Source organism: Cyanobium sp. ATX 6E8 (assembly GCF_024346335.1).
Classification (GTDB): domain Bacteria; phylum Cyanobacteriota; class Cyanobacteriia; order PCC-6307; family Cyanobiaceae; genus Cyanobium_A.
In genome coordinates this window covers 1-20,043 of record NZ_JAGQCT010000004.1, presented here as the reverse complement: position 1 = coordinate 20,043, position 20,043 = coordinate 1, and the positions used below count along the sequence as shown (strand labels likewise).

The 20,043-nt window shown below is 67.1% G+C and carries 15 protein-coding genes and 1 pseudogene; 6 read left to right on the top strand and 10 right to left on the bottom strand.

Annotation, left to right across the window (positions count from 1 at the left end; all coding sequences use genetic code 11):
• Positions 1 to 24: 24 nt before the first annotated feature.
• The 3 genes from KBY70_RS04945 to KBY70_RS04935 form a co-directional block, all read right to left on the bottom strand.
• Positions 25 to 1,131: a glycosyltransferase gene (locus KBY70_RS04945; protein ID WP_254987634.1), complete on the bottom strand. Its 1,107-nt coding sequence runs from the start codon at positions 1,129 to 1,131 to the stop codon at positions 25 to 27.
• A gap of 19 nt (positions 1,132 to 1,150) precedes the next feature.
• Positions 1,151 to 1,747, bottom strand: coding sequence for an esterase/lipase family protein (locus KBY70_RS04940; protein WP_094561394.1), 597 nt, complete (start codon positions 1,745 to 1,747; stop codon positions 1,151 to 1,153).
• 133 nt (positions 1,748 to 1,880) lie between these two features.
• Positions 1,881 to 2,243, bottom strand: coding sequence for an RNA recognition motif domain-containing protein (locus KBY70_RS04935; protein ID WP_254987633.1), 363 nt, complete (start codon positions 2,241 to 2,243; stop codon positions 1,881 to 1,883).
• 162 nt (positions 2,244 to 2,405) lie between these two features.
• On the opposite strand from KBY70_RS04935, the gene KBY70_RS04930 reads away from it, so the two are divergent.
• Positions 2,406 to 2,570, top strand: coding sequence for a Nif11-like leader peptide family natural product precursor (locus KBY70_RS04930; RefSeq protein WP_094561396.1), 165 nt, complete (start codon positions 2,406 to 2,408; stop codon positions 2,568 to 2,570).
• 15 nt (positions 2,571 to 2,585) lie between these two features.
• Here the strand turns inward: KBY70_RS04930 and KBY70_RS04925 are convergent, their stop codons facing one another.
• Entirely contained in the window at positions 2,586 to 3,719 is a 1,134-nt protein-coding gene (locus KBY70_RS04925; RefSeq protein WP_254987632.1) for a potassium channel family protein, read from the bottom strand.
• A 151-nt stretch (positions 3,720 to 3,870) separates the two neighbouring features.
• Between KBY70_RS04925 and KBY70_RS04920 the strand changes: the two genes are divergently transcribed.
• The 4 genes from KBY70_RS04920 (at position 3,871) to KBY70_RS04905 (ending at position 8,724) form a co-directional block, all read left to right on the top strand.
• Positions 3,871 to 5,136, top strand: a complete 1,266-nt coding sequence (locus KBY70_RS04920; RefSeq protein ID WP_254987631.1) for a ferredoxin:protochlorophyllide reductase (ATP-dependent) subunit N — start codon at positions 3,871 to 3,873, stop codon at positions 5,134 to 5,136.
• Positions 5,137 to 5,187: 51 nt separating this feature from the next.
• A complete protein-coding gene (locus KBY70_RS04915) occupies positions 5,188 to 6,822 on the top strand; it encodes a ferredoxin:protochlorophyllide reductase (ATP-dependent) subunit B (RefSeq protein WP_254987630.1) in 1,635 nt (544 codons plus the stop codon).
• A gap of 227 nt (positions 6,823 to 7,049) precedes the next feature.
• Positions 7,050 to 7,949, top strand: a complete 900-nt coding sequence (bchL, locus tag KBY70_RS04910; protein ID WP_254987629.1) for a ferredoxin:protochlorophyllide reductase (ATP-dependent) iron-sulfur ATP-binding protein — start codon at positions 7,050 to 7,052, stop codon at positions 7,947 to 7,949.
• A gap of 10 nt (positions 7,950 to 7,959) precedes the next feature.
• Positions 7,960 to 8,724: an ion channel gene (locus KBY70_RS04905; protein ID WP_158217074.1), complete on the top strand. Its 765-nt coding sequence runs from the start codon at positions 7,960 to 7,962 to the stop codon at positions 8,722 to 8,724.
• Here the strand turns inward: KBY70_RS04905 and KBY70_RS04900 are convergent.
• The 4 genes from KBY70_RS04900 to KBY70_RS04885 form a co-directional block, all read right to left on the bottom strand.
• Positions 8,690 to 11,806 (bottom strand): efflux RND transporter permease subunit, encoded by a 3,117-nt coding sequence (locus KBY70_RS04900; RefSeq protein WP_254987628.1) that lies wholly within the window; start codon positions 11,804 to 11,806, stop codon positions 8,690 to 8,692. The genes KBY70_RS04905 and KBY70_RS04900 overlap by 35 nt on opposite strands.
• Positions 11,807 to 11,846: 40 nt before the next feature.
• Positions 11,847 to 12,062, bottom strand: a complete 216-nt coding sequence (locus tag KBY70_RS04895) for a DUF3136 domain-containing protein (RefSeq protein ID WP_094561403.1) — start codon at positions 12,060 to 12,062, stop codon at positions 11,847 to 11,849.
• A gap of 63 nt (positions 12,063 to 12,125) precedes the next feature.
• A complete protein-coding gene (locus tag KBY70_RS04890; RefSeq protein WP_254987627.1) occupies positions 12,126 to 13,598 on the bottom strand; it encodes a bifunctional orotidine-5'-phosphate decarboxylase/orotate phosphoribosyltransferase in 1,473 nt (490 codons plus the stop codon).
• Between the two features lie 465 nt (positions 13,599 to 14,063).
• Positions 14,064 to 16,235 (bottom strand): PhoX family protein, encoded by a 2,172-nt coding sequence (locus KBY70_RS04885; RefSeq protein WP_254987626.1) that lies wholly within the window; start codon positions 16,233 to 16,235, stop codon positions 14,064 to 14,066.
• A 134-nt stretch (positions 16,236 to 16,369) separates the two neighbouring features.
• Between KBY70_RS04885 and KBY70_RS04880 the strand changes: the two genes are divergently transcribed.
• Positions 16,370 to 17,257, top strand: a complete 888-nt coding sequence (locus KBY70_RS04880) for a cation diffusion facilitator family transporter (protein ID WP_254987625.1) — start codon at positions 16,370 to 16,372, stop codon at positions 17,255 to 17,257.
• 11 nt (positions 17,258 to 17,268) lie between these two features.
• On the opposite strand, the pseudogene KBY70_RS04875 reads toward KBY70_RS04880, so the two are convergent.
• Together KBY70_RS04875 and KBY70_RS04870 are read right to left on the bottom strand one after the other, a co-directional pair.
• Positions 17,269 to 18,542, bottom strand: a pseudogene (locus KBY70_RS04875) (MFS transporter).
• Positions 18,543 to 18,880: 338 nt separating this feature from the next.
• Positions 18,881 to 19,972 carry an acetate/propionate family kinase gene (locus KBY70_RS04870; RefSeq protein ID WP_254987624.1) on the bottom strand — a complete coding sequence of 364 codons (1,092 nt, stop codon included), beginning with the start codon at positions 19,970 to 19,972 and terminating at the stop codon, positions 18,881 to 18,883.
• Positions 19,973 to 20,043 lie beyond the last annotated feature (71 nt).

The window sequence follows — 20,043 nt, the reverse complement described above, 5'->3', positions numbered from 1 at the left end:
AGCGAGGTGCCACAGAACGATCGCTTAGCGGGTGGGGACTTGGCGCCCCTTCCAGTTGATTGAGCCTCGCTCCAGGTTGAGAATCGCCAGCAGGAACACCCCGAGGAAAAACAGCACCGGCACGGGGAACACCAGGTTGATCCAGCCAAAGGTGCCAAGGCGTCGGGTGATCACCAGCAGCTGCAGGGCATAACCGACGTAGACCAGCAGGTTGGGGGCCAGGGCGGGATCGCCCACCATGGGCCAGTGCAGGACGGCAGCAGGCAGGCACCAGGCGGCCCAGAACAGCCCTGAGAGCCACAGGAGCACCCCGACCATCCAGGGCCAGCGCACCTCGCCGGCTGCGGTGGCGAAGTTCTTGTCGAAGCCCACCACCATGTCGCTCAGGCCGCCCGGATACATGCGGTAAGCCAGGCTGCCGTGGCCGAGAAACGCGCTCACCGGCAAGCCGGCGGCCTCGTAACGATGGGCGAGGAACCAGTCCTCCACCACTTTCCCGGCCGCCGAGGCATGGCCGCCGATGCGCCCATAATCGCTGCGGCTGGTCACCATTGCTGGCCCGAAGGCCACCCCCACCCGCGGCCCCAGGGGCACCGCCATCAGCCCCACCAGGTTGAACAGCACCGACAGTTGCTCGTAGGGCTGTTCAGTGCGGTGAAACGGCTGCACCGACACCAACCCGCCGTACTGCTGGTGGTTGGCCACCAGCTGGGCCAGAAACGTGGGGCGGGGCTCGGTGTCGGCATCGAGGAACACCAACAGATCTCCCTGGCTGCGGTTGGCCCCCTGTTGCAAGGCCCAGGTTTTGCTGCACCAGCCTTGCGGCAGCGGTGCCGAAGCCAGCACCGTGACGCCGGCGGCGTGGGCGATGGCGGCGTGGGCGATGGCGGCGGTGTCGTCGCTGGAGTGGTCGTCAATGACGATCACCTCGAGGGGGTGCAGGCTTTGGGCGGCTAGGGCTGCCAGCAGCTGGGGCAGGGTGAGTGCCTCATTGCGAGCGGGGATCAGAACCGACACCCGGGGCTGCCCTATGGGCGTGAATTCGGGTAGGGCCGGCATGCGCAGGCACAGAAACCAGCCCAGCAGCCAGCGCACCAGCAGGGAAATGGCCAGGAGATCGGGGGAGGGCATGGCATTCAGGGAGGCTCGCTCATGGGCGCAGCAGCTCGGCCACCAGGGGCTCCAGGGCCGCCGGATGGCGCATCAGCTGCTGGTGGGTGCGCACAGGTAACGCCTCGCGCGGCCCAACCGGCAGAACGGCTCGCCAGCCCGGCAGCACCATCAGGTCACGGCTGCAGTAGTAGCTGTGGCACTCCACGTCACGGAGGCCGTCGAGGTTTTGGTTGAGTTGGCTCAGCAATGGGCTGCCCCACTTCATGTCGGCGATGCTGGCCAGCAGCCAGCGGGGCCAGGGCTGGGCCGTGAGCGTGCCCCGCTGCGGACTGCCCACGCTGATGAAGCGACGGGTGCGGCGATGGCCGCCCAGCAGCTGGATCCAGGTGCGACCGATGACCCCACCCATCGAGAAGCCCAGCAGGTCGATGGGGGTGTCGGGGCCGAAGGCGGCTTCGATGTGGCTGCCGAGCTGGCTGGCCAGTTGGGGGATCGGTGTACTGCCGAGCCCATGGGGCAGGTGGGGGATGAGCAGGGGCGTCCGCCGATCGCCCAGGGTCTGCTGGAGGCGATGGAACAGCCTGGGGCTATCCCACAGCCCGTGCACCAGCACCAGAGGGGGGTGGGTAGCCATGCTCCAAGGCTAGGAAGCTTCCAGGCTCAGCATCAAAAAACCGCCCCCTGGGGAGCGGTTGGGATATCAGCGTTGGGATCCGGACGAAACCCGAATCCTGCAAAAAAGGTGAGCTGAATAGGTGAGCTGAAGCTCAGTAACGGCCGCCGCCGCCACCGCCGTAGCCGCCGCCACCACCACCACCACCACCGCCATAGCCGCCGCCGCCGCCGCCGCCGAAATCGCGGCGACCGCCACCACCACCACCGCCACTGCCGCGGGGCTCGGCCTTGTTGACGCGGATGGCGCGACCCATCCACTCGACGTCCTGAAGATCGTCGATGGCCTTGGTTTCCTCAGCCTCGTTGGCCATCTCGACGAAGGCGAAACCGCGCTTGCGGCCGGTGTCGCGGTCGAGGGGAAGGCTGCACTTGCTCACCTGTCCGTATTGGCTGAACAGGTGCTGGACATCTTCCGCTTCTGCATCGAAGGAAAGATTGCCGACGTAAATGGTCATGAACTCAGAAACTATGAATCGATCCTTCGACGGCCCAACAGAAAGTGGTCAGCTCGCTAGAGAGAAATCTTTGAATCATCAACAATCCTACAGCGTTCGAGGCCAGGCCACCGAATCCTCGAATCTTGGCTAGGCATGTAGGGCTCCACGCCCTGCCCTGCCATGTCGAAAGCTCAGCTCACCGCCTTCATGGTCAAGGTGGACGCCGATGCGGCCCTCAAGGCCCGGGTCGACGCGGCCGGCAGTGTTGATGCCGTTGTGGCGATTGCCCTGGAGCAGGGGCATGTCTTTTCCCCGGCGTCCTGGAGCCGCGCCCAACGGGCCTGACAAGCCAACCGGCCGTTAGTTGGTCATCACGTCCACGCTTTTGAGGGCGGGGCCCAGTAGCCGGCCGAAGGCCTCGAGTTGAGGCTGACTGCCCAACACCACCAGCGTCTGGCCCGGTGCCAGGCGGGTGTCACTGCTGGGGTTGGCGATCAGCTCGGGTTCTTCGGGGCTGTAAGTCGCCCCGCGGTATTGGCGGGTGGCCCCATCCTCGCTGCGTCGGGGGGGGACGATCGCCAGCACAAGGGCGCCGGTGCGGGCACCGAGTTGGAGGTCGGCCAGGGAGGCCCCATTGAGGGGCCCCAGGTCAGCAGCATCACTGCTGAGCAGAAACTCCTCCACCTCGCAGCCTGAGCCCGCCAGCAGATCCATGAAGCTCACGGCCAGGGGGCGCAGGGCCTTGGCGGCCATGGTGCGGCCACCACTCACAAAAGGGCTGACCACCTGGTCGGCGCCGGCGAGGCGCAGCTTGCGCTCAGCTTCTTCACTGTCGGAGCGGGCGATCAGGCGGCAGTTGGGCGCGATGCCGCGGGCGCTGAGCACCACGTAGAGGTTGGAGGCGTTGTTGGGCAGGGCTGCCACCAGCGCCCGGCAGCGGTGGATGCCTGCCTCCAACAGCGTTTCGTCCAAGGTGGCGTCGGCCATCAGCACCGGAAGCCCACGCTCTTCGGCGGCTTCCCGCCGCTCGGCGTCCATCTCCACCACCAGCATGGGAACGTTCTCCCGGGTGAGCTGTTCGGCGATCTCGTGGCCGATGCGGCCGTAGCCGCAGAGGATCACATGGTTGTGCATGGTGTGCAGCCAGCGGCGGAAACGGCGCTCGCGCAGGCGCCGGAAGTACCCGGATTCAGACAGCCCCAACACGCCCTGGATGCTGATCTGCACCACCACCAGGCCGCCCAGGATGAGCAGGGTGGTAACCAGGCGCCCGTTGGCGCTGAGGATCTGGGTGTGGCCATCACTGAAGCCCAGGGTGCTGAGGGTGATCAGCACCATCCAGTAGCTGTCCCCCCAGTCCCAGCCTTCGCTGAGGCGATAGCCGATGGCGCCAGCATTGACCAGCAGAGCCAGGGCAAGGGGCGCCCGCCAGGGTTTGCGGTTGCGCGAGGAGGGTGGTCTTTGGGTGGCGTAAAGCCAGGGACGCTTGGGCATGGGATCTGGACCCGGTGCTCCAGATCACTCGGCTCAGGGTACGGGCAGTGTCCTGTTGCCGTCTGGTTGATCCCGAACATTTGGTGACGTTGTCCACCGAACGGCGGACGTCTCCGTTAACCCTGAAAGGTTCTTTCCGCAGCACGCCTGGATGGGCGCATCTTCGGTTGTTGATGATCGGCATCCTGCCCTGCTCAAAGAGAGCGGTCAGCGGGAGGTGTTCTGCGGCCTCACCTCGATTGTGTGGCTGCATCGGCGCATGCCGGATGCTTTTTTTCTGGTGGTGGGCTCCCGCACCTGCGCTCACCTGATTCAGAGCGCCGCCGGCGTGATGATCTTTGCCGAACCCCGCTTTGGCACCGCGATTCTTGGGGAGCGGGATCTGGCCGGCCTGGCCGATGCCAATGAGGAGCTCGACCGTCTCGTGACGGATCTACTGGTGCGGCGCCCGGAGATTCGCACCCTGTTTCTGGTGGGCAGTTGCCCCAGCGAGGTGATCAAGCTCGATCTGGCCAAGGCTGCCGAGCGGCTCAACACCCAGCTGGCCGGTCGGGTGAAGGTGCTCAATTACAGCGGCAGCGGCATCGAAACCACCTTCACCCAAGGGGAAGACAAGGCCCTGTTGGCGATGGTGCCGCTGATGCCCAGCAGCGATGTCGATCAGCTGCTGATTGTGGGCACCCTGGCCGATGCGGTGGAAGACCGGCTGGTGCAGCTGTTTGGCCGCCTGGGGATTCCGGTGGTCACGAGCCTGCCGCCGCGGCGCTCCACCGAGTTGCCCCCGATCGGCCCGGGCACCCGGGTGCTGTTGGCCCAGCCGTTTCTCTCGGATACGGCGCGCGCCCTGGTGAACCGCGGGGCGCGGCTGTTGGCGGCCCCCTATCCCTTCGGGGTGGAGGGCAGCCGGGCCTGGATGGCGGCGGGCGCGGAGGCCTTCGGTGTGGCGCCGGCCCAGGTGGCCGCCGTGTTGGATCCGCTTGTGGAGCGGGGCCGCCGGGCGATCGCTCCCCACCGGGAGCTGTTGGCGGGTAAACGCCTCTTCCTGCTGCCCGATTCCCAGCTGGAGCTCTCGTTGGCGCGCTTCCTGCAGCGCGAATGCGGCATGGAGCTGGTGGAGGTGGGCACGCCCTACCTGGATCGCCAGCTGCTGGATGCCGAGCTGGCCTTGCTGCCGGAGGGCACCCGCATCAGTGAAGGCCAGGACGTGGAGCGCCAGCTGGAGCGGGTGCGTGCGGCGCGGCCCGACCTGGTGGTGTGCGGCCTTGGCCTGGCCAACCCCCTGGAGGCCGAAGGGATTGCCACCAAGTGGTCGATCGAGCTGGTGTTCAGCCCCATTCACGGCTGCGACCAGGCCGGGGATCTGGCCGAGCTGTTTGCCCGTTCCCTGCGCCGTCGCGCCGCCCTGTCGTTTGCCTGAGCGCCGGCTGCATCCCGCCGCCGCCGCCGCCCCCTCCTGTTCTTCCCTCCCATGGAACTCACCCTCTGGACCTACGAAGGCCCGCCCCATGTGGGCGCCATGCGCATCGCCACATCGATGGAGGGAGTGCACTACGTGTTGCATGCCCCCCAGGGCGACACCTACGCCGACCTGCTGTTCACGATGATCGAGCGGCGCGACAAGCGCCCGCCTGTCACCTACACCACCTTCCAGGCCCGCGACCTGGGCGGCGACACCGCCGAGTTGGTGAAGCGCTCGATCAGCGAAGCGGTGGCGCGCTTCCAGCCGGAGGCCCTGCTGGTGGGCGAGAGCTGCACCGCCGAGCTGATCCAAGACCAACCAGGCGCTCTGGCAGGCGGCATGGACCTGGGCGGCATTCCGGTGGTGAATCTCGAGCTGCCCGCCTATTCCAAAAAAGAGAACTGGGGGGCCGCCGAAACCTTCTATCAACTGGTGCGGGGCCTGCTGAAGGCCCAGCTGCCCCCTCCTGGCTTTGCCAAGCCCTCGCCCCAGCGCTGGCGTGAGGAAGGCCGGCGGCCGCGGGTGAATCTGCTGGGGCCGTCGCTGCTCGGTTTTCGCTGTCGTGACGACGTGCGCGAGATCACGGCCCTGCTGGCGGAGTACGGCATCGAGGTGGCCTTGGTGGCGCCCCTGGGCGCCCGCCCCGCCGATCTGCAGCGCATCCCCACGGCCGACGCCAACGTCTGCCTTTATCCCGAGGTGGCGGGTTCGGTGTGCAGCTGGCTGGAGCGCAGCTTCGGCATGGCCACGGTGCGCACCGTGCCGATCGGCATCGGCGCCACCGCCAGTTTCCTGCGGGAGTTGCACCAGCTGCTGGGCCTGGAGCTGCCTGCCGCGCTGCAGCCTGGAGCCGATGGCACCTGCGCCGCCGAACGGCGCTCGCGCCTGCCCTGGTATTCGCGCTCGGTGGATTCCACCTATCTCACCGGCAAGCGGGTGTTCATCTTTGGCGATGCCACCCACGCCATCGCGGCGGCCCGGATCGCCAGCCGGGAGCTGGGCTTCCAGGTGGTGGGTTTGGGCAGCTACAGCCGCGAGCAGGCCCGAGAGCTGCGGGCCGCAGCGGCCGAGCTGGGCCTCGAAGCCCTGATCAGCGACGACTACCTCGCTGTGGAGGCGGCCATGGCGGCGGCAGCGCCGGAGCTGGTGCTCGGCACCCAGATGGAGCGCCACAGCGCCAAGCGCCTCGGCATCCCCTGCGCGGTGATCAGCGCGCCGCTGCATGTGCAGGACGTGCCGGCCCGCTATTCCCCGCAGATGGGCTGGGAGGGGGCCAACGTGATTTTTGATGCCTGGGTGCACCCGCTGATGATGGGGTTGGAGGAGCACCTGATCGGCATGTTCCGCCACGACTTTGAATTCGTGGATGGCCACCTCAGCCACCTGGAGGGGGCCAGTGCGCCGGCGAGGCCGCCTGAGGCCGCACCCGCCGGCGACCAACCCGCAGCGACGCCGGTTGCAACCGCGCTTCCCGGCCATGGTGAGCTGGTGTGGAGCCCCGATGGCGAGGCGGAGCTGGCCAAGATCCCCTTCTTTGTGCGGGGCAAGGTGCGCAAGAACACCGAGGCCTATGCCCGCGACCGGGGGCTGGAGGTGATCGACAGCGAAGCTCTTTATGAAGCGAAGGCCCACTTCAGCTCCTGAATCATTTCGAATCGAGGCAATCTCCGGCTCAATCTCTGCCGTGAACTCAGCCTGGGGGCGGCTTGCCCGGATTTAGGTACTTTCACCCATGCGCATGTGTGTGGATCCGCATGAATCTGGCTGGGATGTTTCGCTTTGCGCGCCTGGCCCTCGGTGGGCATCCCGCCAGCGTTTGGATGGCTGAAGCCTGTTCCTTGCGTTGGGGTTGACCTGGCGCTTTCCCCTATATGACAACCACCCTGACGCCTCCCCAGCTCTCACGCCCCGATGGTGAGGGCAGTGTTCAGGTGCATCAAGACGCCTCGATGGCGATCGAAGAGGGAGCCCTGGTCCTTGCCGTGTATGGCAAGGGCGGCATCGGCAAATCCACCACGTCGTCCAACCTGTCGGCGGCCTTCTCGAAGCTGGGCAAGCGGGTGCTGCAGATCGGTTGCGATCCCAAGCACGACAGCACCTTCACGCTCACCAAGAAGATGGTGCCCACCGTGATCGATATTCTTGAAACCGTTGATTTTCATACTGAAGAATTGCGGCCCGAAGACTTCGTGTTTGAGGGCTACAACGGTGTGATGTGTGTGGAGTCTGGCGGCCCACCAGCAGGCACGGGCTGTGGCGGTTACGTCACCGGCCAGACGGTGAAACTGCTCAAAGAGCATCACCTGCTCGAAGACACCGACGTGGTGATCTTTGATGTGTTGGGAGATGTGGTGTGCGGCGGCTTTGCTGCGCCGCTGCAGCATGCCCACTACTGCCTGATCGTGACGGCCAACGATTTCGACTCCATCTTCGCGATGAACCGGATCATGCAGGCCATCAATGCCAAGGCCAAGAATTACAAGGTGCGCCTTGGCGGTGTGATCGCTAACCGCTCCGAGGAGACCGACGAAATCGACAAGTTCAATGCCCGCACAGGCCTGCGCACCATGGCCCACTTCAAGACTGTGGATGCGATTCGCAAATCCCGTCTGAAGAAGTGCACCATCTTCGAGATGGAAAGCACACCGGAAGTGGAAGCGGTCCAGCAGGAGTATCTCAACCTCGCTCAGCGGATGCTCGACGATGTCGAACCCCTGGAGGCCGAATCGCTGAAGGATCGCGAGATCTTCGACCTGCTCGGTTTCGATTGAACCCAGGTCCGTGCCCATCTCGGAGCCCAATTCTCCCGAGCGCTGGCTGGCCCACTGGCGGGAGCCCTATCTGCTGCTGATTGAGGCCAGCTGGCCTCAGTTTCTGCTGCTGGTCACCGCGGCCTATGTGCTGATCCATCTGCTGTTTGCGGCCCTTTACCTGCTTGACCCGACGGGGATCGGGGGCCTGTCCGGCGGCATGGCTCTGCCGCTTCAGGCTTTTTTCTTCTCCGTGGAGACCATGGCCACGATCGGCTACGGGGTGATCTACCCCCTCAGCCACTGGGTGCATGTGGTGATGACCCTGGAAGCGCTGGCCGGGCTGATCCTGGTGGCCCTGATCACCGGCCTCTCCTTTGCCCGTTTCTCGCGGATGCCCCACTGCATCCGCTTCGCTGAGACGGTGCAGGTTGTCTCGGTGGAGGGTACTCCGGCCCTGCTGATCGGCCTGAACAGCAAGCGCCGCAACACGATCCTGGATGTCAGGGTTCAGGCTGTCTGGAAGCACGCCGGTGCCGGGGGGCTCACCGAGTACGAGCCGTTGCCGCTGCAGCTCCCCGATGGCCTGCCCCTGCAGGAGCAGCTCACCCTCGTCCACCGGTTGGATCCGCAGCGGCCGTTGCAGGGGCTAGAGGGCGCCTTGCTGATCAGCTTCAGCGGCGTGGACGCCACCCTGGAGCGCCCGTTCCATGCGGCCCATCTGTATGACGCCAGCCAGATTCTCTGGCGTGAGCTGCCCCCTACTCCCCTTGCCAGCCCTGCTCCCAGCCCTTGATCATCCGGTAGATCACTGGCACCACGAACAGGCTCAGCACGGTGGCCACCAGCAGTCCGAAGAACACCACTGTGCCGATGCTCACCCGGCTGCCGGAGCCGAAGCCGCTGGCCAGCAGCAGGGGCAGGAAGCCCGCCAGCGAGGAGACGGCTGTGAGCAGGATCGGCCGCAGGCGGGCGGTGGCCGCACCCCGGATCGCCGTGTCCAAATCGAGGCCTTCGGCCATGCGCTGGTTGGCGAATTCCACAATCAGGATGCCGTTCTTGGCGGCCAGGCTCACCAGCACCAGCAGTCCCATCTGGCCATACACGTCGAGCGGCAGGCCGCGCAGCATCAGGCCACCCATGGCCCCCAGCATGGCCAGGGGCACCGTGACCAAGATGATGAAGGGATCGGCAAAGTTGCCGTAGAGGGCAGCCAGCACCAGCACCATCACCACGATCGCCAGGGCGAACACGCGCACGTTGCCGCCGCCCGCTTTCGCTTCTTCCCGGGCTAGGCCCGCCCATTCCAGCGCGGTGCTGCCGCCGCGTTGCCGCTGCACCTGCTCCAGGGTGGCCATGGCCTGGCCGCTGCTCACCCCCGGCCGGGGCAGGGCGCGGATGCTGATCGAGCGCACCAGCCGGGTGTGGTTGATCGAGGTGGGGCCGCTGCCCGGCTCGATGCGCACCAGCTGGGCCAGGGGAATCAGCTGGCCCTCGCGGTTTTTCACCTGCAGGCCCAGCACGTCGTCGGCACTGCGCCGCGCCTGGCCATCGAGCTGCACGATCACCTTGCGCACCTGATCGCTTTCGAAGCTGTCGTTGACGTAGTCGCTGCCGAAGCTGGCCCCGAGGGTGTCGACCACGGTGCTCAGATCCACGCCGAGAGAGGCCATCTGCAGGCGGTCGGGCACCAGCTGCACCAAGGGGGCTCCAGCGCTGAAGCGGGTCGACACCCGCTCGAAGCGGTTGGTGGCTCGGGCGGCGCGGATGAAGGCCTGGGCCTGCTGCTCAAAATCCGAGAGGCTGAGTTGGCCGTTGCTGCTGTCGAGCAGTTCGAGCTCCAGGCCGCCTTCGGCGCTGAAGCCCCGCACGGACGGGGCCTCGCTGAGTTGCACCACGGCACTGCTGATGCGGCGGCGCAGCTGGCCATCGAGGCGCTTGGCTACAGCCCGTGTCGAGGCCTCGGGGCCCCGGCGTTGCGCGATTGGCGCCAGGCGCACGAAGAAGCTGCCTTTGTTGGGGCTGCTGTCGCCGAAGGAGCGCCCTGCATAGAAATTGGCGCGGGTGATCAGGGGCTCAGCGGCCACCACCTGGCGCACCTGGTCGAGCACCCGCTGGGTCTGCTGCAGCCCCAGGCCGTCGGCCAGGATCACGACCCCCCGCAGCTGACCGTTGTCTTCCTGGGGGATGAAGGCTTTGGGCAGGGCCTGCAGGGCGCCGCCGGTGAGCAGCAGGCCCGCCAGCAGCAGGGCTACCACCAGGCGCCGGCGTGCCATTGCCCAGTTCAGCCAGCGGCCATAGGGGGTTTCCAGGCTTTCGAACCAGCGGCGGGGTGGATCGATCCAGCGCAGCAACCAGGCCGGTTCCCGTTGCTGCGGGCCCAGCAGCCGACTGCCGGCCACCGGGGTGAAGCTGAGGGCGTTGAGGGTGGAGAAGGCGATGGCGCCGCTGATCGTGATCGCGATCGGGGCATAGAGCCGGCCGAGGCTGCCGCCAAGCCCCAGCACCGGGATGAACACCACCACCAGCACCAGTGAGGTGGCCACCACGGCGCCGCCCAGTTCGGCCATGGCTTCTCGGGCGGCCTGCAGCGGGGGCTTGCCGGTCTCCAGCCGCCGGCCGATGTCCTCACTCACCACGATGGCGTCGTCGACTACCAGGCCTGTGGCCAGCACGAGACCAAACAAGGTGAGGGTGTTGAGCGATTGGCCCGCCAGTTTCAGCACGCTCAGCGAGCCGATCAGGGCCACGGGCACCGCTGCGGCGGTGATCAGGGCGAGCCGGCTGTTGCCCAATCCGAGCAGCAGCACCACAAACACCAGCACCACTGCATCGCGCAGGCTGTTGAGGGTGCCCTGGATGCTGCCGCGCACGAAGTCGGCCTCATCCACGATCAGCTGCTGATCCACCCCCGGCGGAAACTGGGGCGCCAGCTCCTCGAGGCCGGCATTCACCGCCTCGCTGACGGCAATCGCATTGCTGCCATCGCGCTGGTAGATCACCACGGCCACCGTGGGCCTGCCCTGGAGGTTGGTGGCGATGGTGTCGTAGGTCTCGCTGCCCAGGCTCACCCGGCCCACATCGCGCAGCAGGGTGACCCCCCCGTTGGCGCTGCGGGCCACCACCAGCTGTTCAAACTCCGCCGTGCTGCGCAGGCGTCCCTCCATCCGTAGGGGCAGGGTGATCTCCTGGCCGGTCGGGGCTGGTGCCTCTCCGGTCTGGCCCAGGGCCGCCAGCACGTTCTGCTGCTGGAGGGCCGTGCGCACCTCGGCAATCGTCAGGCCCCGCTCCTCCAGTCGCGCCGGGTCGAGCCAGAGGCGGAAGGCCAGGCTGTTGCCGCCGGAGAGGGTGACGTTCCCCACCCAAGGCACCCGCTGCAGCCGCTCCTTCACCACCTGGTCAAGCCAGCCGCTCAGGAAGGTGTCGCTGTAGAGGGTCGGATCGGCACTGAAGCTCAGCACCATCAGCAGGTCGTCGGAGCTGCGCCGCACCTGCACCCCGAAGCGGGCCACCTGCGCCGGCAGTTGGCGGGTCACCACTGCCGCTTCGTTCTGGGTGTTGATCTGGTTGAGTTCGGGGTCGCCGCCCTCAAAGCCCAGGGTGATGGAGCTGCCGTTGGCGGAGCTGGTGGAGCGGATGCTGTCGAGCCGCTCCAGTCCGTTGAATTGCTTCTCGAGCAGGGCGGTCACGCCCTGTTCCACCACCTCCGGCCCGGCGCCTGGATAGTTGGCCCGCACCGTCACCCGCCCGGGCGCAATCGGCGGCAGGTTTTCCACCTGCAGGGCGGGTAGGCTCACCAAACCACCCAGCAGCACCAGCAGGCTCACCACCAGGGTGAGCACGGGCCGGCGCAGAAAGGGATCGGAGATCGATTTCATCGGCGCCGCAGCGAGCGTGCTGGCGAATCAGGCGAATGAATTAGCCCAGGTCGCGCTTCAGCACCACACAGAGGTAGTCGGGAGCTTTGTAGCGGCTCGGTAGGCAGATGTGCAGTTGCTCGAGGCGGCTCCAGCACACGGTGCGTTGAATGGCGGCCACGGTTTTGCCCTCCTTGAGCAGCAGCCGCAGCGCCTTGCAGTAGAGCGAATAGTTGGCTTCGAGTTCCCCGATGGTGAGTCCCTGGCTACTGCTCATCGCACGGGTTGCGTCCAGGAGTGGCAAAGACGCAATCTCACCTTACGGCGCCCTGGAACGGCCTTAGTCGCCGTGGCCCGAGCTCAGGACGGCCGCCTGGGCGTCGCTCAATCGGCCGGCGCGGTGCAGCACCCGGGTGATCTGCTCGATGGCCAGCACGGCATGGCAGCGATAACCGGCCGCCGCCAGACGCTCCCGGGCTTGGCGATCGTGGTCGCCGCCGTGGTCGATGAACACCACCACGTCTTCCACCACCAGGCCCGAGCTCTCGAGCTTGGCAATGCCCTCCAGCACGCTGCCGCCGGTGATCAGGATGTCGTCGACCACCACCACCCGGTCGCCCTCTTCGAAATCTCCTTCGATCAGGCGGCGGGCCCCATGGGCTTTCACCTCCTTGCGGGGGTAGATCAGGGGCTTGTGCAGTTGCAGCGAAAGGCCTGTGGCGGTGGGCAGGGAGCCATAGGGGATGCCGGCGATGCGGTCGAAGTCGAGCCCTTGCAACAGCTCGGCGTAGGCGTGCAACACCCGGTGAAACAGGTTGGGGTCGGAGATGATCTGGCGCAGGTCGACGTAGTAATTGAAAACGGCTCCTGAGGCCTGCACGTACTCCCCAAACAGCAGGCAGCCGATGTCGAACAGGTCGACGATCAGGCTTTCGAGCGGATCGCTGCTATCGGGCAACCACAGTGCACAAGTGCTGGCCTCGCTTTGCGCGCGGCTCTCCAGCCAACGCTCCCGCCTCGCCGTGATCTGGTGTTTGAGGGCCTCGGCGCGGGGGGCGATGTCGTCTTCGACCAGCAGGTTTTGGGGCAGGGGCAGCAGCAGTCCGTCGGCGGCAGCGCTCAGGCCGGCCTGCAGCATCGCCTCGAGCTTCTCCTCCTCCCCCCAGAGGCTGCGCAGGATCAGGAAGCGCTCCGGTGCTTCGGCCCGCACCCGCGCCAGAATCTCCGGATCGCTGGTGCCCACCTCCAGCAGCAGCTGGTCGGGGGTGGCCCAGAGCTGGGTTTCGCGCACGATCCGCAGATAGAGCGGCTCGGTTTCATTGGGGTGGTGCTGGATCACCCGGGCCGCCTGGTTGGAGCTGTGGCAGGTCATCACCACGGCCTTGCCCGGGTAGAGCAGGAACGGGGCGGCGATGTCCTGTCCGGCCAGGGGCGACAGGGTGACCGCATCGGCCCCGAGCTCCTTGAACAGGTAATGGGCCAGGGCGGAGGAGGAGTTGAGATCGCCGTGCTTGGCATCGACGATCAAGGGCAGATCGCGGGGCACCAGGTCGCGCACCTCCAGCAGCAGCTCAAGGCCCACCGGCCCGAGGGCCTGGTAGAAGCCGAGGCTGGGTTTGTAGGCGCACACGTGGGGTGCGGTGGCCTCGATCACCGCCTTGATCCAGTGGCGGGCCTGGCTGAGAAAGGAGCGGCCGGCCAGGCCGCGGCGCGCGGCCCAGCTCTGCAGCATCTCCGGGTTGGGGTCCAGCCCGGTCACCAGCAGCGACTGGCGCGTGGTGATCGCCTCGGTCAGCTGCACAAAAAAGCCCATGGCCAGCTCCAGGCTTGGGGATGGTGATAAGCGAGCTGGGTTGACCAGCGCGGCCTGGTGACAGATCTCTTAGCAATCCTCTCCCTAGCAATGCTTCAGCCAGCACGGCACCCTTTGCCGTTGCAGCTCATCGATCAGTAGCTCGCCTAGTCATGCTCTAGCCGAAGAGGGTGTCGCGGGGACTGATGCGGGGGCTGACGCGATAGCGCGCTCGCCGAAGTCCGTTGCGACCATGGCATCAGCCACCCGATCCATCGTGGAGATCACGGTGCCGCCCAGCAATTGCTCTAGTTGATTGGCAGCACCGAACGCATGGGGCATGCATGGCGATCCGAGCCTCGGGCCAGCGTTGCTGCAGGCTGAGTGCCAGTTGCAGCTTGGCCACCAAGTCACTGGAGAGCAGGTCCGGATCGGCCGGCCATCCTTTGCTGCTGGCCGAGCACATGCTGCAGCCGTTCCAGTAGGTCAACCCGCGGGGGCAAGGAGCGGTTGGTTGTCCAGCCGCCGGATCGCCACCACCCCCGGCCGCGGGGGGCGGCCCGGCGCGCCGGAGGGCCAGTTGGAGCCGAGCGGCACCTGGCGCAGCTGCTCAAACGGCTGGCCGTCGCGATCCACCAGCTGGTGGGCCTGCCATTCACTGGCGTCTCCCTGGCGCGTGCCATGCAGCTCCCCTGGGTGCTGCACCGCCAGGAACAGGGTGCGGCCGCTGCGATCGAAGCAGGGGCCGCACAGTTCGCAGTCCATCGGGCCGATGGCGAAGCAGAGGGCCTGGCCGGCGGCAGCTCCGGAGCGGGGCAGCAGCCAGCAGCTGTTGTTGCCGAACACATCCAGGCTGCTGGAGCTGGAGCGGTCGGTGACCATCCAGAGGTGGCCGGCTGGATCGAAGGCCAGGTTGTCGGGGTTGCTAAAGCCCAAGCCGCCCTGCCAGGGGGTGCCGCCCGTGGCCACCATCTCCCAGCGGAAGCGTGATCCTGGATCGCTGTCGGCGTCGCTGAGGCGCATCACCCAGCCGTGGGGCCAGTCCGCCTCGCCGCCAGGCCCGCGGAAGATGGCGGGGTCACTGCCGCCCTCGGCATTGCGACCAGCGGCGGTGAAGGCGATCAGCAGGTCGCCGTTCAGCGGATCGATCACCGTGTCTTCCGGACGGGCAGCTGGCGTTGCGCCTACGGCGTTGGCGGCCAGATGGGCATCCACCAGGATCGCCCCCTGCCCCGTGTACAGATCGCCCAGCGTGGCGTAGCGCTGGCAGTAAGACGCCACGGCCGCGTCGTTGACCAGGGCCTCGGAGCCGCTGCGCCGGCGATCGCTGTGGGGCAGCACGGTGGGCTGCTCGAGGCCGAAGCGGCTGAAGTGGCTTGGCCGTAGCGGTGCCAGAGGTGTGGTCGGCGTGAGGGCGATCCAGTGGCCCGTGCCATCGGGCGCAAACCGGGCCACCTCCAGCCAGCCCTGCTCCAGCAGGCGGGAGTTTGCGCGGTTGTGCGGATCGCTCACTACCCCATCGCTCACAAACCGGTAGAGGTGGCCGCCGTGGCGATCGCAGCCCGAGTACACCACCAGCGGCTGGCCGGCGCGGGCCTGCACGGCCACCGCCTCATGGCGGAAACGGCCCAGCCAGCTGTGCTTCAGTGCCGCTTGGTCTGGCAGCTGTGGATCGAATTCCACCATCCAGCCGTATTTGTTGCCGGCCAGGCCGAAGGGATTGCCCAGGCCCTCGAGACGCGCGCCATCCCAGCGGAAGGGCCGCTCAGCGGGCGGGGCTGCTGAGCCATCAGCAAATACCCCTTCGCTCACCTGGCTCTGGAAGTTCTCCTCGGCGCTGAGCACCGTGCCCCAGGGGGTGGTGCCGCCGGCGCAGTTGGCGAAGGTGCCCACGATCCGCTCGCCCAGGCCGTCGCGGTAGCCCAGTGGCTTCGGGTTGGCAAACACGGCGGCGGCCGGTCCGGTGCAGCGCAGGGCCTGCGTGGGCCGCTGCCAGCCCGTGAGGCCGGTGATGCGCCGCTCGAAGCGACTGCCAGGCTGCCGCCGCCAGCCGCCAGCAGTGCGCTGCAGCTCCAGCACGCCGATGCCCAGATCGGCCATGGCGGCCTCCGCCACAGCCAGCACCAGCGGGAGCAGGGGATCGCTGCTGCTGAGCTGGCTGGCATCCACCTGGCCGCCGCGATCGGCCAGGGCCGTGCGCAGCTGGGCCAGCGGCAGGGTTTGGCCGGTGATCTCCTGGAAGCCACTGGCCCAGGGCAGGGGGCTGATGTACTCGAAGTTCACGCTCAACAGCGCCCGATCGCCCAGCTCCAGCAGGGCGAGATAGTCGTTGTTGAAGCCAAAGCGACCGGCGGCCAGCGGATCTCCCCATACCCCCACCAGCTCGGCCCGGTAGCCCTCCGGCACCACCAGGCGGTCCTGCACGGCAACCCGCGCCAGCTCCCGGCGCTGCTCGGCAGCGCTGCGGAGGTCGTCGGCCAGCGGCAGGGGCAGGGCGGATGCAGGCAGGTGGGCGGGTGCTGCGGCCCCTGTCGCCGACGTCGGTTTGGCGGTGCCTGCCGCCAGCGCGCCGGCCGAGAGCCGGCCCAGTCCGATCCCGCTGCCGACGCCAAGGCCGCTGCCCACGCCCAGCAGCTGCAACAGGGAGCGTCGTCGCACGCCCAACCCTCCAGACTTGGTTCGATTGAAGCGTGCTGCCCGCCGCCGCCTCTGCCGCCTGCAATACCGGGGTTCTCCAGGCATGCCCGCCACAGTGACCCACCAGACTCCTCGCAACCCAGGTGGCGCCGCCGATGGCACTTCATGAGCAGCAGCACATCGGCCGCAATGGCCAGGCCTCGGCCTTCCGCTGGAGCATCTTGCTCAACTCCGCCCTCTCGGTGGGGCAGCTCATGGTGGGCACAGCCTTCGGATCCCTGGCCCTGGTCGGTGACGCCGTGCACAACCTGGGCGATGTGGCCGGTCTGGGCCTGGGATGGGGTGCGGAAGGGCTCGCTACCCGTCCGCCCACGGAGCGCTTTACCTACGGCTTTGGCCGCACCACCCAGTTGGCGGCCCTGGCCAACGGCGTGTTGATCGCGATGGCCTCGGCCGTCGTGATCGTGGAGGGAATCCAGCGCTTGCTCCAGCCCGAACCCGTTGTCAGTGGACCCGTGGCCTGGGCGGCGGCGGCCGGGATTGCTGTGAACCTCTTCTCCGCCCGCCTGTTCGGCCATGGCCACCACCACGATCTCAACCGCCGCGCCGCAGTCGCCCATCTGCTCAGTGACGCCCTTGTGTCTGTGGCCGTGCTGGTGAGTGCCCTGCTGGTGGGCCTCACCGGCTGGCTTTGGCTCGATGCCCTCACCGGCATCGGCGTAGGCCTGGCCATTGCCCTCACGGCGGTGCAGTTGATGCGCGACGCCCTGCGGGTGATGCTCGATGCCGTGCCGCCCCACATCCAGATCCGGCAGGTGCGGGATCTGCTGCAGACCCTGCCCGGGGTTGTGGATGTGCACCACGTGCACATCTGGTGTCCCAGTACCACCCAGGTAGCCCTCACGGCCCACCTCCGCCGCAACTCCGATCCGGCCAAGGATCTCGCCCTGCTGCATCGGGCCAAGGCGGCCCTGCGGGAGGTTGGGGTTGACCATGCCACGTTGCAGCTGGAGCCGGCCGATAGCGAGCTCAACCCGATCTAGGTGGACTCCATTTAGATCGAGTCCATGGTCTTGCCGGTGGTTTCGATTCGATAGATCCAGGTGATGGCGGCCCCCAGCAGAGACGTGATGGCCAGCAGGGGCAGCAGCCGTTCGGTGCCCCAGTCGGCCAGCAGGATCGGAAACAGGAAGGCCGTGAGCACCGCACCCACCTTGCCAATGGCGGCAGCCAGGCCCGCACCCAGCCCGCGCACGGGGGTGGGGAACACCTCGCCGGCCAACAGATAGGTCTGGGCGTTGGGCCCCAGGTTGGTCATGAACTGGAAGAGCACAAAGCCGGCCACGATGACCGGCAGGTTGCTCTGGCCGCCCAGATTGCCTGCGGCCGCAAGCATCAGCCCAACGGCGCAGCCCACGAAGCCAATGATCTGCAGGGGAATGCGGCCCCAGCGATCGGCTAGGGCGATGGCACAGGCAATGCCCACCAGGAAGCCCAGGTCCACCAGGGCGGTGCCGCGGGCCCCGAGCAAATCGTTGTGGATCACGGCGGCCACGGTGTGCTCCTTGGCGGTGGCCCCAAACGCCGCGGCAATGATCACCGGCGTGAAGATGCCGATGCCGTAGGTGGAGATGTCCTGGAGAAACCAGGGCACCGAGGCCAGGATCGTGGCCCTCTGCAACTTGCCCCGAAACAGGCTGCGCCAGTCGCTGCTGCGCTGGATGCGCCCCTCTTCAGCGATCTCCAGCGCGAGCAACTCCACATCGTTGCGCCCGAGCAGTTTGCGCAGCTGCTTCTCAGCTTTGTCCATCTCGCCCTGGCTCACCAGCCAGTGGCTGCTCTCTGGCAGAAACAACCGACCCCACACCACCAGCGACACCGGCACCACCGGCAGCAGGTAAAAGATGCGCCAGGCATTGAGATTGGGATCGCTGCTCAAGACCACCGCGGCGATGGCGGTGCCCAGCACAGCTCCCACTGCCTGAAAGCTGAAGGCACCCAACACCAGCCTTCCGCGACCGCTGCCGGGATGCTCTCGGAGATCACCAAGTGGGCGGTGGGGTAGTCGGCGCCGAGGGCCAGGCCGATCACAAACAAGGCTGTCACCAGCGGGACCGTGCCCGTGCTGAAGGCTGCACCCACCAACGCCACAGCCAGCAGCACCATCTCGCCAATGAACACGGGCTTGCGGCCAAACCGATCGGCCAGCCCCCCCAGAGCTAGGGCTCCGATCAGGATGCCGGCCAGGGTGGCCGCCGTCACCAGGCCCTTGTCGGTGCTGGTCATGGCGAATTGCTCGGCCACCAGGGGCAGGGCAATCCCCCCCATGAACACAATCAAACCCTCAAAGAATTTGCCGGCCGTGGCCAGCGACCACACCAGCCATTGCATGCCCGACAGGGGCGGGCCGGCCAGGTGGGCCCCCCCTTCCCAGCTGGGCACCTCCTCGATGTAGGCCTGCACGCTCCGCTTGCTCATCGCTGGCAATTCAAAGTGGAGTTAAGGGGCTTCGTTGAGGTTGAGCTGGGCCGCCAAAGCGGTGAGACATTGCTGCTCCGCCGCTGCCACGTTGCGGTTGGCATGCACCACCTGGCAGGCCATGGCGATCAGCGGTTGCACTGAGGGCAGCCTGCATCAGATTTGATGCTGTTTTCATTAAGGCCAGCTCAAGCTTGGGCTGCCAGGCATTGGCGCACCATCGTGCCCTCCTCATCGGCGGGGATGCGCAGCCAGAGCAACGGCTGCAGCCAAGCCAGGGCCTGCTCCAGCTCCCCGGCCAGAGCCATATCGTGCTCGCCGATGCCACCGGTGAGGGCGATGGCATCGGCGCCCCCCAGGCTGGCTGCCATGGCGCCGATGCCCTGCAGCAGCCGATGGCGAAACACGTTGATCGCCAGCTGGGCCCCGGGGTGGTTCTGGCTGCTCGCCTGGCGCAACGCGCGCATGTCGCCGCTCAGGCGGGAGAGGCCCAGCAGTCCGCTTTCGCGGTTGAGGGCCGTATCCAGCTCCTCCAGCTCCACCCCCTGGCGCAGCAGGTGGAGTAGCAGGCCTGGATCCACGCTGCCGCTGCGGCTGGCCATCACCAGACCTTCCAGCGGCGTGAAGCCCATGGTGGTGTCGATGCTGCGGGGGATACCATCGGCGGAGATGGCAATGGCACAGAGCGAGCAGCCGGCGCCCAGGTGGCAGCTGATCAGGCGCCGCACGGCGGGATCTTGGCGGGCCACCGTTTCACCCACGTGCTTGTGGTTGAGTCCGTGGAAGCCATAGCGCCGCAGCCCCTGGGCCCTCCAGGCAGCCGGGATCGCGTAGCTGAAGGCCGTTTCGGTGAGGGTGGCGTGGAAGGCCGTGTCGAAGCAGGCCCACTGCGGTAGGGCTTGGCCACCAGCTCCCTGCTCCTGCAGCCAGTGGATCGCCGCCTGGGCCGGCCCGTTGTGCAGCGGTGCCAGCGGCACGAGGCCCTCCAGATCCGCCACCACCTCAGGCGTGAGCTGGGTGGGGGCGGTGAAGCGACTGCCGCCGTGCACGAGCCGGTGCACCACCAGCGATGGAGCCGGATGCCAGGTTGCCAGCAATGGTGCGAGCCACTGCTCCAGCAGGGCTGGTAGGCCTGTGCCGTCGCTGGCATCCCAGCTGCGCTGCTCCTGCCAGAGGCGCTGGCCGTCGGCATCGCAAAGGGCCAGCTTCAAGCTGGAGCTGCCGGTGACGTGACCCCCTTTGTTGGTCCAAGCCTTATGAGAGTTGGTGGGTGTGGTCATGCGGCAACTCCCTGTTGAGCTGCCTCCAGGGGCGTACGCCCCTGGAGGGCCGAGTGCGGCCTGAGAGAGTT